A 12,294-nucleotide genomic window follows, 5' to 3' on the forward strand; every position below is an offset into this window, starting at 1 on the left:
TATGGCTCAGCCTTTTATTTTAGCTATTGATGAAGGCACTACCAACGCGAAAGCCATTGCTGTGAGCCAGGATGGGAAAGTTCTTGCAAAGGGAAGTGAGCCGGTAGTGCTCACTCATCCAAAAGCGGGATGGGCCGAACAAGACCCTGAAGCCATCTGGCAGGCAACACAACGGGCGATCCGGCAGTGTATTGCTCAGATTCCGGATAACAAGCTAGCGGGGATTGCGATCAGTAATCAGCGTGAATCGGTACTGATCTGGGATAGAAAAACAGGTAAGGCTCTGACGTCTCTGGCTAGTTGGCAGTGCCGGCGTTCGGAAGAGATATGCGAGCGTATTGCAGAAAAACCGCAGGCGGAACAGGTTAAGCAATTAACCGGCTCTGTCATCGATCCACTTTACCCGGCTTCTAAAATTAACTGGCTGTTATCCAGTCTGGACAATGGAGCGGATAGGGCTGCCAATGGTGAACTCTGTGCCGGGACGATTGACACCTGGTTAGTGTGGAAATTAACTGGCGGACGGCAATTTGTTACTGATGCATCAAATGCATCCCGATACCAGTTATTTAATATTAATACCTTCGAATGGGATCCTCTGCTACTGGAACTGTTTGAAATACCGGTGGAGTGCCTGCCGGAAGTGATTCCGTCAAGTGGTCTGCGTGGGAAGACATCGGGACTTGGTTTTATTGCTGATGATATTCCGGTACTGGCTCAGGCCGGTGACTCTCACGCAGCGCTATATGGACAGGGTGGGTTTAACCCCGGAGTAGTCAAAGCGACGTATGGTACGGGCAGTTCGTTGATGGTGCGCATTGATAAACAACCGGAAGCAGATTTTGGTGTTTGCTCAACAGTTGCTTGGGATGATGGGACACCAAGTCTGGCAATGGAAGGAAATATTACGCATACCGGCTCAGCAATTAAGTTTATCTCTAACATGCTGGGTTATACGGATATTGATAAGTTGAGTGAACTTGCCTGGTCTGTTGAGGATACTAATGGGGTGTTCTTTGTGCCTGCTCTGGCAGGGCTAGGCGCACCGCACTGGGATGCCAAAGCCCGTGGACTCATCACCGGGCTAACTGATGCGGTGACGCCGGCTCATATTGCCCGGGCTGCATTTGAATCGGTTGTCTATCAGGTCGCGGATCTGTTATTTGCGATGGAAGCATCGGTAGATATGGAATTAAATGAGCTGTCAGTTGATGGTGGTCCAACCAAGAACCATCAACTTATGCAGTTTCAGGCTGATGTACTGCAGAAGCGGATTGTAAAAAGAGATATTGCAGAAGTGTCTGCACTGGGGGCGGCATTTCTGGCCGGTAAAGCTATAGGTTGGTGGCCGGATTATGCAGTACTGTCCAGTCTGTTGCCTCCGAGTGAAGTGATTATTCCGAATTCAGATACAAGGTTAGCTTATAAAAACTACCAAGCCTGGAAGCTTGCTGTCGAAAGAGCCCGCTTCCGCTCCAATAACACAGAGGTCTTATAATGAAAAGTACACTAGAACAAACCACTCTTGCCGTTTTATTCGGTAACCGGAATTTTTTTCCAAGTTATCTTCTGGATGAAGCGCGTCAACAGATCCAAACTCTTTTTGAAGAGATGGGTATCCGGGCTATTATGCTGACGGACAAGCAAACACCGTATGGTGGTGTTGAAACATATCAGGACGCCAAAGTTGCGGCAGAAATGTTGAAAGAATATAAGAATGAAATTCAGGGGGTAGTGGTTGCATTGCCTAATTTTGGTGATGAGAAGGCCGTCGCCGATTCACTTCGTATGGCTGGTATGAACGTTCCGGTTCTTATTCAGGCGGAAGCGGATTCTCTGGATAAAATGGGATTGGCAACCCGACGTGACAGCTTCTGCGGTAAAATTTCTCTGTGTAATAACCTGCGTCAGTACGGAATTCCTTACACACTAACTACTCAGCATGTGTGTGAACTGAGTAGCGATATCTTTAAGCAGGATTTGGCGAAGTTCGAAAATATCTGTCGCGTGGTCGATAATATGAAAGGTTGTCGTGTCGGGGCGATTGGTGCTCGTCCATCCAGCTTTAACACGGTTCGTTATAGTGAAAAAATGCTGGAACGTATGGGGATCACGGTTGAGACCATTGACCTGTCTGAGATTTTCACCAGTGTGAATAACATAAAAGATGATGATTTGCGGATCAATGAAAAATTAGTACTGCTGAAAGCTAATGCAGATACGAAAGATATTGCTGAAGATAAGCTTATTATCATGGCGAAACTGTTTGTGGTGATTAGCCAGTGGATCACTGAAAACGACATAGATACAACGGCTATTCAGTGCTGGACGTCGCTGCAGCAGACTTTGGGTGTGAATGTCTGCTCAATTATGAGTGTAATGTCTGGTCAACTGATTCCTAGCGCTTGCGAAGTGGATGTGATGGGGGCTCTGTCAATGTACGCATTATCTATGGCTTCTCAGAAGCCAGCCTCCATCGCTGACTGGAACAATAACTTTGGTGATGATCGTGATAAGTGTGTATTGTTCCACTGCGGCAACTTCGCAACATCAGAGTTGGATAACCCGTTCATGAGTACGGCCGATATTATTGGTACTACGGTAGGTTGTGGTAACACTTGTGGTGCGATTAACGGACGAATGAAAGCTGGCCCTCTTACTTATTTCCGTCTGTCTACTGATGATTTTTCCGGCAAAGTGAAAGCGTATGTCGGAGAAGGCCGTTTTGTGGATGATGAGCTGGATACTGTGGGGTGCCGGGCGGTGGTACAGGTTAACGCGCTGGAGGGGCTTCTTGCCCATATCTGTACAGAAGGTTTTGAGCATCATGTTGCTTTGAATCATTCTGCTACGGGTGATGTATTGTATGAAGCATTTACTAAGTATTTGGGTGTCGATTGTTATCAGCACAGTTAATTTAAGATAAGAGCCGCTGACTTTAGGAAAAGAAAGATACTCTGGCACTTAAATTGGTTTGGTAGCGTTGAGTTTGGCTGATCATATACCCGGATCAGCCTTTTTTATTCTCAATAGTGATGAATTTATATGCGAAGCTGAATATACTTACCAGAGTCTGGTGTTAATTGTACAAATTGTTTGAAGGTGAATATGTTAAAGCGCGATGAGCAACGTTTATTGGTGAAGATTGCTACGCTGTATTATGACGAAAGTAAAAAACAGTCAGAAATAGCTAAACAGCTTGATTTGTCACAGTCCTTTGTTTCTCGTGCTTTATCTCGTTGTACTAAGGAAGGTATTGTCAAAATTAGTATTGTTCAGCCGAGTAATGTGTACCTTGATATTGAATCCCGGTTGCAAAACCAGTATTCGTTGGCACAGGCTATTGTTGTTGATGTTGCTAAAGACTCCGATGACAGCCAGATTAAACGTGCTATTGGTTCAGCTGCTGCTCATTATCTACAGACATCGTTGCCTGCTAATGCGTTAGTTGGGGTTTCTTCCTGGAGTGGAACTATTCGTGAAATGGTTGAGCAATTACATCCTTTAAGCATAAAAGCCGAAGGTGTGGTACAGCTGCTGGGTGGTGTTGGTATTAATGGCAATGCACAAGCATCCATGTTAACTCACTCGCTGGCCGGATTGCTTAATTGTAAACCTTATCTGCTGCCATCACAGAGTATTGAACGAACAGTAGATTATAAAAATAGTCTGCTTAGTACTGAAGAAGTCAGCTCGGTAGTGAATATGTTCGGTCGGGTAGATATTGCTCTGATGGGAATAGGGATGTTAGAGCCGTCACAATTACTAAAAACTTCAGGTAACTACTATCAAGAAGAAATGTTAGAAGAATTGGCGAAGCGGGGAGCTGTTGGAGATATTTGTCTGCATTATTTTGATATCAATGGCAAACCAGTACTTTCTCCCGATGAAGATCCTGTTATCGGCATGGAACTGGAGCTGGTTAAACATTGTCCCAGAGTTGTCGCACTTGCTGGTGGTCTTGAAAAAACACAGGCAATTAAAGGTGCTCTTAATGGTGGATATGTGGACATCTTGATTGTTGATTGTCATACAGCAGTACAATTACTCTGATATGAGTGAAACAGCAGGATAAAATCTTAGTGGTGTATCTGTTTAATTAGTTGAAATGGTAATGCAGCAGGTTATTGCTGCACGGGAAATGAGTTTTTATGCAACTGGATAGAATTGAAGATATTATCGAAGATATTCGCCTCGGTAAGATGGTTATCCTTATGGATGACGAAGACAGAGAGAATGAAGGGGATATACTGATTGCTGCTGAAAAAATAACGGCGGAACATATTAACTTTATGGCAAAAGAGGGCAGAGGGCTAATTTGCCTGACTATAACGGAAGCGCGGGCTCGAAGCCTTAATCTGGCTCCTATGGTAAAACATAATACGGAACAGTTTGGCACTAACTTTACGGTATCCATTGAGGCGGCAGAAGGTGTATCTACAGGTATCTCTGCTGCCGACCGTGCGATGACCATTGCAGCCGCTGTTGCTGTGAATGCAAAGGCTGCTGATTTAGTTTCTCCGGGTCATGTTTTTCCGATCATTGCTCGTGAAGGTGGTGTACTGGTTCGTGCCGGGCACACCGAAGCCGGGTGTGACCTGGCTCGTCTGGCTGGTCTGGAGCCTGCGTGTGCGATTGTTGAGGTGCTTAATCCTGACGGTACTATGGCTCGTCGCCCACAGTTAGAAGAGTTTGCAAAGCAGCACGGTATCAAGCTTGGAACTATCGCTGATCTGATTAAATATCGTTTAGAGACTGAGTCTGTCGTAACACGGGTCAGAGAGCAACAGTTAGAGACTGAGTTTGGCATATTTGATTTGGTGACATATCAGGACTCGATCGATGGCTGTTATCATTATGCTATGACGCAATCTGGTATGGATATCTGCAAAGCAGAACCGACGCTAGTTCGTGTCCATACATTAAATACATGGGTTGACCTTTTTCATGTTAAGAGCAGTAACTGGTCGATGACTTCGGCATTGAAGAAAATTGCTGATGAAGGTGGTGTCTTTGTCTTTATCAGTAAAGTATTGCCTCAGGGAAATATTGATATTTTTGCCCCAGAGATAGTCAATAAACCTGTTGCACCGACTCGTTCTCAGGAAGTTGGTATTGGTTCACGGATCCTGCAGGATCTTGGAGTGGGAAAAATAAAGTTATTATCATCTTCTGTTAAACATTATCATTCTCTCTCAGGGTTTGGTCTGGAAGTAATTGAATATATTAAACAATAAATGATTATCCATCTCACTAATAATGATTAGTGAGATGGTATATATATTCTTATAGGATAAGAAAATTAATTTCTTGCCCGGAAAAATTCAACATCACATAGATTGTTAAATATTATTATTGATTTTTTATCTGCCTGTAGTGAAAATTAATTTGAATTATAATAATAAAAAAGAGGTCTATAATAAGAAGAATCAGGCCTTGATATGTATACAATATTATTGTGAGAATTTATTATTTTACATATGATTATGTTCGAAGGATAGTTATGAAACCGCACTTGTATAAAGTACCAGACAATAAAAAAGTAAGAGTAATCATTGATACAGATGCTTATGCAGAAGGTGACGATCAATTTGCTATTGTACATGCATTATTAACGCCTAAATTCGATGTGGTTGGCATTATTGCTGAGCAATTCGGAGAAAATGGCAGCATGGAGAAAAGCTACGATGAGATTATCAGAATTCTGACTTTAATGGAATTGGAAGATAAAATTCCGGTTTTTAGAGGAGCAGAAGAGGCTCTGGCCAATACAAATACAGCGAAAATATCTGACGGTGCAAAATTTATCGTAGAAGAAGCTTTAAAAATTGATGAACGTCCATTATTTGTACTTAATATTGGTGCAATTACCAATTTAGCTTCTGCATATTTAATTAACCCAGATATTCAGGATAAACTACTTGCTGTATGGATTGGTGGCGGACCCTATCCGAAAGGACATATGGACTTTAATTCTGCTAATGATATTAATGCTGTGAATATTATTATGGGTTCACAGATGGAATTATGGCAGATTCCTCTGACGGCTTATACCATGATGGAAGTTTCTTTCCATGAGTTATTTGACAGAGTAAGACCATGCGGAAATATTGGTCGTTATCTGGTTGATAATTTACTTCGTGTCAGCGATCTTGAATGTGCCTCAGGTTTTGATGCTCTTCCTTTTGCCAGGAACAGTAGTAAGGCAGCAAAAACAATGATAATTCGTTCGGGAGAAGGGTGGTCTCTGGGGGATAATCCTGCTGTTGGAGTGCTTATTACGCCGCAGCTCAAAAATAGTGAAATAAGACCAGCTCAGTTTCTGAATTCAGATGGAAGTTACGGAGAATTTGTGGGTGAAGAACGTACAATTCGTGTACACCATAGCATTGACAGTCGGGTTATCCTTGAAGATATGTTTACAAAAATACGTTATCACTATGGTGAATAAGGCAGGTATTGACATGGTATTTTAAGTAACGCCAGAACCTGCCGGTTATATATCCACCATTTAATTTTCTAGTATTGGATAATCAAATGGTGGTTTTACATAATGTTCCGGCTCGCCGGGTTTTTGTGTTAATCCCAAAGTCTGCAGCCAGTGATAAAACTGTTCGATAAAATGATCGCTTGTCGTACCTTGTTTATGCATACCAAATCCGTGGTCTCCATTCACATAAAAATGCGCTTCCGGAAAATAGCCGGCACTCAGTAAGCTGGTATAAAAATCTCTGACATCGGTACCGACTAAGCGGTCATTCTGAGCGAATGCTAAGAAAAATGGTGGCAAAGCCTGTTCGCTATCTGCTGGCGGTAAATCGGGCTGGCTGCCAACATGAAAGGCTGGAGCACCGTAGATAGAGGCAACATAGTCTGGTCTTGCTGTCGTTTCTGCTGCTATGCCTAAGTTCGACACCAGATTTGCGCCAGCGGAAAAGCCGATTGCAGCGACGTTGTCCGGATTGATAGCATATCGGGATGCATTCTGGCGAATAAGTTCAAGGGCTCGGAAGCCATCTTCAATAGCCGGCTGGCCGGCAACAGACATAGGAAATTCATCCATGCGTGGAAAAACAAGCTCTTGTATGTGTTCATCGCGTAGATGAACAAGACGATATTTTAGGACAAAGGCAGCAATACCTCGTTCTGCCAGCCATTCTGCTACCTGTGTACCTTCTGAATAAATAGACAGCAGGCGAAATGCCCCTCCGGGTGCAATTAATACGGCTGTACCGGTATTTTTTTCGGGAACGGGCAGGTAAGCAGTCAGTGATGGTTGAGTAATATTGTAGATCATCTCTCCATCAGGAGTGATGCTTTCTGCTACAGGATGTTCCAGTTTTCCGGGCCAGTTATCCAGTGACGGAGATCCGTCAGGATAGAGTAAAACCGGAGTATGGATCTGGTAAAGTTCGGATTTTGACATTATATTTTCCTTGTATTGAGTTATGAATATGTTGGCTTATATTCGAAGAATTCGAATCTGGCGGTATTAGAACTGACCATATTGTTACTGGTTGCATATAATCCAATATAATTTCCAACAAAACCACCGGCAGCTCCAACACTAAGAAATTTGGAATCAATACTCCCCGTGAGCATTTTTTTCTCAGAGTTTTTTTCTGTGTAGTAAAAGTCATATATACCATCAGTAACATTAACAGAAAGACTTAGTTCATCTCCGTCAAACGGAACTTTTGCCAGCTCTTTTTCTATATTTTTATAGTTAAAATCATGAGTGTCAGAATTCAGATTTCTTTTTGAATAGCATTTAACTAATACAAGAATCGTGCTACCGCTTTCTCGAGTTATATAGTATCTAAACTGATGATTTGAATTCTGAACAATAGCTATACCGGCTTCTTCATCCATACTTTCAGGGGTGAATACAATATGGCTTATAACTGAATAGCTATGATGTTGAATACGTCGGCCTATAAATGCTGGACAATCATCAATAAAAGTCGTTTTATCTGTGTGTTTTTTATATTCAAAAGATGGACAAGTTAAATGGTCGAGCAATGTTTGTGTTTTTAGTTTTATCGTTATCCCATTCTGTTTGTTTTCGAAATACCAAAAAGGAACGCGGGGGGTTCTTATAAAATTCCACTCATTGCTAAGTTCTCTACTGGCAAAAGTATCCCGCGGATAGTCAATGTAAGCCTTTGCGGGGAGAGGTGTATCTTTATCCAAGAAAAGGTTTACGCAACCTATCCCGGGAGCAATAACTGGCCATCCATCTTCCCAGATAACATCGGTAATAAATGTTTCCCTGCCAAGATTAATTGAACCATGGCAGGGACGGCATCCTAAAGTAACCATATACCAGTCGTTTTTTGATGTTTGGATAAGATCACCATGTCCAATATTGGTGATGGGATGTGATTTTCCTAAGTGACGGTGAGTCAATATAGGATTGGCTGGATTAGAAATATATTTACCCATGATGTTATTACTGCGGGCAATAGTTATTGAATGATACTGTTCGGTTCCTCCTTCAGAAATCATCAGATAATAATATTCATCTCTTTTATAGAGATGGGGAGCCTCTACAAACATGGCATTTTTCATTGCCCCATCCCACAAGACCTTCTGCGTTCCGATGAGTGTTAGTGATAAAAGATCGAGTTCCTGTATCCATATTTCGTGATCACCAAAATATTGTGCATCTTTCTTTGTTCGGGTTCCGGTGACATATACCCGGCCATCATCATCAAAAAATAGAGAAGGGTCGATTCCCGGTGCGTCTGGTAGCCAGACAGGATCACTCCATGGTCCGGATGGGTTTTTGGAATAAACGAGAAAATTCCCTCCATATGTCATATTGGTAGTAATGACATAGAATATACCGTCATGGTGACGGATTGTTGGTGCAAATATGCCGCCAGAATAATTGCTGCCATCAAGGTTCAGTTGACTTGGACGCTCTAGTACATGGCCTAGCTGTGTCCAGTTGACCAGGTCTTTACTATGGAAAATAGGAATTCCGGGAAAGAATGCAAAGCTAGAAGTAATCAAATAGTAGTCATCATTAACCCGGCAGATTGATGGATCTGGATAAAACCCGGGCAGAATTGGATTTATGTTATTCATATTGGCAGACTTATAAGTAAGACATTCATGAATCATAGAGTATCAATGATATATATGATTTTTTTCATAAAACTGTTCAGGTTTTTAATAAATCTTCTTAATAAAGATTGTTAATAAATTAGCCAGCTAATGCAGGCAAAGGCTGGAAGTGACATTATTTATCCATAGCACAATAAATAAAATAGATTTAATCTGTGATTATGATCACGAACGTGCCTCGTGTTGTGATTGTTCTCACAGTTACTGATTATGATAGAAAATGATAAAAAAGTGAAAAAAAAAGGACAATACGCTTCTTGGCTATCGATATAATAAAAATACATGATAAAAATATGGATGGAGGTCAAGTTAAACAATAAATTATTTTCGTGTTATCTGTTTATTTATATTTAAGCATTAGCAGTTGAGTTTATTGTCTGTCTTTTATTAAAGATAGGAATTCTTATTGTCTAATAATAATAAACAAATCTTATAAAAATAAAGTACAATCTATGTGATAACAATCAAGGGGTTCTTATGAAAAGAGCGTTACTAGTTTTAGCTATGTGTCCTGCATTATCGTATGCCAATGCTGATTTTGATAAATTTATTCAGGATGGTGATCTTAGCTTTACTTATCGAATGGATTATATTTATCTGAATTCTGATAAATATGGGTTTGGCAGTGATGAATCTGGCTGGTCTGATTATAATCAGAGTACCTGGGCTCAGTCAGGTAAGGTCGCCTATAAGTCCGGATATTATAATGATCATTTTGGTTTTGATCTGGATCTGTATGCGGTAGATCCAATTGGCCCTCAAGGGGAGGGATTTGCTACTCGTGAAGTAGTGAGAGCAGACAGTAATGGTGACCCGGTAGGATTTACTAAGTTGCCTCAGGCAGTTCTCAAACAAAAATTTATGATCAATGACTTCTCTGTTGAGCTGTTTGAAGGGCGACGCACTTTGAAAGAATATGGCGGTACCAGTGCGGAAGACAATGCTGCAACCAGTTCTTATAAAAGTATTACGTCAGAGATTAAATCGGAACAATGGGATATCAAGCTAGGTTATCTTCTGGCCTATTCTGACAGTGATGAAATTGAAGATGCTGATTTTCTTACCGCGGATGGGGAAGATATTGATTATATGGTTACAGCGGATGCGACCTACAAAAATGGGGCCGATTCTTATCGGTATTATATTACCGAAAGTCAGGATTATTTAAGAAAGCAGCAATTCCGTTATTCTCACTCCTTAGGCCCTGATAGCTGGGTGGGTCCAGCTAAAATAACGGCTACAGTTTTATATGAAGAGGCGTTATCGAATTATAAAGCAATGGATTCCAGTGACAGAATGTTTGATGACTATGCGGTTATCTACTCTTTAGATGCTGATTTCTACTATGATTCAGGGTTTGCCAAGATTGCTTATTATTATACGGAAGCTAATCGAGATGATGGGTTTGGGAAATATGAAATCAATATGGCAAGCAGTGAAACCGGTGGTGTTCAGGGGAGTCAGGATATTCTGACCAGTGGAAATGCTATTGATTACCATAATGATGATGAGCATATGATTGCATTGATGGCGTTTTATGACTTAAATCCATCATTTACTGTCGGTGCGGATTATCGTGCTGGTATGTTTACTTATGCCGGTGAGAATCAGGTGGAAGATGAAATTACACTTGTCGGTGTATGGCACCCCGAAAATATACCGAATCTGAGTGTTTCGACGGTTATTGCTTGGGATCATAATATTAAAGTTGGCTTTGATAATACACCGTTACTGGTGGATGGAAAGACTGTCGATAGCCACGGTAGAGCTGTTGTATCAACGGTGAAATATACATTCTAACTATGCAGAAAGACACGCATAAATTTATGCGTGTCTCTATTGGCATAATTTAAAAAATATAATAAATCGAAGGAAAATTTCCATAGCGGGGGAGATCAATAAAATGTTTAATCATAAGCCAGGTAACAGAGCTTTTTCTGATAAATTTATGTGGGGAGCCGCTGGTGCTGGACACCAGATAGAAGGCAATAACGTTAATGCCGATATATGGCTGATGGAGCATGTTCCACACTCAATATTCAGCGGCAAGTCTGGAGATGCATGTAATAGTTTTGAGCTGTGGGAAACGGATTTGGATCTGGCGAAAGAACTGGGTTTTACAGCTTATCGGTTTTCAATAGAGTGGGCAAGAATTGAGCCTGAATGTGGTTGTTTCTCTCTTGCAATGTTAAAGCACTATGAAGCGATTATTGATGGTTGTTTAAGCCGTAATATGGTTCCTGTGGTAACACTGAATCATTTTGCTAATCCTGTCTGGTTTGCTCGTAAAGGTGGCTGGACTAACCCGGAAGCCTCTCAATTCTTTGTCCGTTACTGTGATTATATTGGCGAGCACATTGGTAAAAAAATCAAGTATGCGATGACATTCAATGAACCCAATATTCTCAGAATCCTCAAGGCTATGGGGATGCCTGAAGAAGTGTGGGAGATCCAGGATAAAACATTAGACGAAGCTGCTCAGTTAACCGACAGTAAGACGTTTTCCGGTCTTAATGTTGCGAGGAGAGAAGATTTTGAACTGATGATGTCATTGCTGATTGAAGGTCATAAAGTGGCTCGCGAAACGCTGAAGAAACATAATCCGGATATGCAGGTAGGGTTCTCTCTGGCAATGCTGGATGACCAGCCGTTGGGTGAAAACAGTCTGTTAGAGCAGAAGCGCAAAGAGAGTTATGGTGACTGGTTTGATGCGGCTGAATTTGCCGATTTTATCGGGATACAGAATTATGAGCGGGTGGTGTGGGATGACAAAGGATCTGTGCCGGTTCCGGATGATGCAATGAAAAATGCTACCGGCAGTTGGATCGATCCCACTTCTCTGGCTAATTGTGTCGCTTATGTTTATCAAAGAACACAAAAGCCGATATTTGTTACCGAGCATGGTATGGGAACGGATAATGACAATCATCGGGAGACATTTCTGCGCCAGTCACTGGTACACCTGATGGATGTTGTTGAAGAGGGTATTCCTGTTCTGGGATATATTCACTGGACATTAATGGATAATTTTGAGTGGATTCATGGGTATGGTCTGCGGTTCGGATTATGCTCTGTTGATCGTAATACCTTTGAGAGAACGCCAAAGGCAAGTGCCTATGCCTACAGAGATATGATTCTAAAAAATCAATTCTGATCACCGAT

General features: G+C 41.6%; 9 protein-coding genes. 7 read left to right on the top strand and 2 right to left on the bottom strand.

All coding sequences use genetic code 11. The features are described 5' to 3' along the window. Position 1 precedes the first annotated feature (1 nt). From CSW98_RS04625 to CSW98_RS04645, 5 genes are all read left to right on the top strand, one after another. The gene (locus CSW98_RS04625; RefSeq protein WP_100799291.1) at positions 2-1,498 is read left to right on the top strand and encodes an FGGY family carbohydrate kinase; all 1,497 of its coding nucleotides are present in this window, start codon (positions 2-4) and stop codon (positions 1,496-1,498) included. Then, a complete protein-coding gene (locus CSW98_RS04630; protein ID WP_100799292.1) occupies positions 1,498-2,916 on the top strand; it encodes an L-fucose/L-arabinose isomerase family protein in 1,419 nt (472 codons plus the stop codon). Before CSW98_RS04625 ends, CSW98_RS04630 begins: the two co-directional genes overlap by 1 nt. A 192-nt stretch (positions 2,917-3,108) precedes the next feature. Beyond that, entirely contained in the window at positions 3,109-4,053 is a 945-nt protein-coding gene (locus CSW98_RS04635; RefSeq protein WP_100799293.1) for a sugar-binding transcriptional regulator, read from the top strand. Positions 4,054-4,151: 98 nt separating this feature from the next. Next, positions 4,152-5,237: a 3,4-dihydroxy-2-butanone-4-phosphate synthase gene (ribB, locus tag CSW98_RS04640; protein ID WP_100799294.1), complete on the top strand. Its 1,086-nt coding sequence runs from the start codon at positions 4,152-4,154 to the stop codon at positions 5,235-5,237. Between the two features lie 266 nt (positions 5,238-5,503). Beyond that, positions 5,504-6,451, top strand: a complete 948-nt coding sequence (locus CSW98_RS04645) for a nucleoside hydrolase (protein ID WP_100799295.1) — start codon at positions 5,504-5,506, stop codon at positions 6,449-6,451. Positions 6,452-6,511: 60 nt separating this feature from the next. On the opposite strand, the gene CSW98_RS04650 is transcribed toward CSW98_RS04645, so the two are convergent. Continuing rightward, positions 6,512-7,426 carry an alpha/beta hydrolase gene (locus CSW98_RS04650; protein WP_100799296.1) on the bottom strand — a complete coding sequence of 305 codons (915 nt, stop codon included), beginning with the start codon at positions 7,424-7,426 and terminating at the stop codon, positions 6,512-6,514. A 20-nt stretch (positions 7,427-7,446) separates the two neighbouring features. Next, positions 7,447-9,093, bottom strand: a complete 1,647-nt coding sequence (locus CSW98_RS04655) for a glycoside hydrolase family 43 protein (RefSeq protein WP_100799606.1) — start codon at positions 9,091-9,093, stop codon at positions 7,447-7,449. A 516-nt stretch (positions 9,094-9,609) separates the two neighbouring features. Here CSW98_RS04655 and CSW98_RS04660 point away from each other — a divergent pair. Together CSW98_RS04660 and CSW98_RS04665 are read left to right on the top strand one after the other, a co-directional pair. Continuing rightward, positions 9,610-10,932, top strand: a complete 1,323-nt coding sequence (locus tag CSW98_RS04660; RefSeq protein ID WP_157810328.1) for a hypothetical protein — start codon at positions 9,610-9,612, stop codon at positions 10,930-10,932. Positions 10,933-11,035: 103 nt separating this feature from the next. Continuing rightward, on the top strand, positions 11,036-12,286 hold the full coding sequence (locus CSW98_RS04665; RefSeq protein ID WP_100799298.1) for a glycoside hydrolase family 1 protein: 1,251 nt from the start codon (positions 11,036-11,038) through the stop codon (positions 12,284-12,286). The last annotated feature ends 8 nt before the right edge of the window (positions 12,287-12,294 follow it).

The organism is Vibrio sp. HA2012 (genome assembly GCF_002812955.1).
Classification (GTDB): domain Bacteria; phylum Pseudomonadota; class Gammaproteobacteria; order Enterobacterales; family Vibrionaceae; genus Vibrio.

Bases quoted from the DNA above. Each gene is read 5' to 3' on its own strand.
- CSW98_RS04625 (WP_100799291.1), top strand. From the start codon at position 2: ATGGCTCAGCCTTTTATTTTAGCTATTGATGAAGGCACTACCAACGCG.
- CSW98_RS04630 (WP_100799292.1), top strand. From the start codon at position 1,498: ATGAAAAGTACACTAGAACAAACCACTCTTGCCGTTTTATTCGGTAAC.
- CSW98_RS04635 (WP_100799293.1), top strand. From the start codon at position 3,109: ATGTTAAAGCGCGATGAGCAACGTTTATTGGTGAAGATTGCTACGCTG.
- ribB (WP_100799294.1), top strand. From the start codon at position 4,152: ATGCAACTGGATAGAATTGAAGATATTATCGAAGATATTCGCCTCGGT.
- CSW98_RS04645 (WP_100799295.1), top strand. From the start codon at position 5,504: ATGAAACCGCACTTGTATAAAGTACCAGACAATAAAAAAGTAAGAGTA.
- CSW98_RS04650 (WP_100799296.1), bottom strand. From the start codon at position 7,426: ATGTCAAAATCCGAACTTTACCAGATCCATACTCCGGTTTTACTCTAT.
- CSW98_RS04655 (WP_100799606.1), bottom strand. From the start codon at position 9,093: ATGAATAACATAAATCCAATTCTGCCCGGGTTTTATCCAGATCCATCA.
- CSW98_RS04660 (WP_157810328.1), top strand. From the start codon at position 9,610: ATGAAAAGAGCGTTACTAGTTTTAGCTATGTGTCCTGCATTATCGTAT.
- CSW98_RS04665 (WP_100799298.1), top strand. From the start codon at position 11,036: ATGTTTAATCATAAGCCAGGTAACAGAGCTTTTTCTGATAAATTTATG.